The organism is Vibrio sp. SG41-7, from assembly GCF_014164465.1.
Taxonomy (GTDB): domain Bacteria; phylum Pseudomonadota; class Gammaproteobacteria; order Enterobacterales; family Vibrionaceae; genus Vibrio; species Vibrio splendidus.
The window spans coordinates 1-245 of record NZ_JACJFF010000460.1; the positions used below are offsets into that span (position 1 = coordinate 1).

General features: G+C 36.7%; 1 protein-coding gene. It reads right to left on the reverse strand.

Annotated features, from left to right (window positions below; all coding sequences use genetic code 11):
• Nucleotides 1-104, reverse strand: a 104-nt coding sequence (locus H5300_RS27590; protein WP_182797415.1) for a transposase, incomplete at its 3' end; no start/stop codon positions are given.
• Nucleotides 105-245: the final 141 nt, after the last annotated feature.

A 245-nucleotide genomic window follows, 5' to 3' on the forward strand; every position in this document is an offset into this window, starting at 1 on the left:
TTCAATCCGACATCACCAGACAAAACCTGATATCGATATTTTGTAACGAATACAAAATGGTACTGAATTTTAAAAACCGTATGGCTTCCGTAACGATAGTCCATGACCAACTCCACCTATGTACAAGGGCGCGAATATACTTTGTTAATCTGATGTAAAAAGAACTTTTTCCCTGTAATCTTTATTCCATGCGGCTTGGTTCATCTTTCTTGGTACAGACAAGTTACCCTCTGATTTTCTAAATA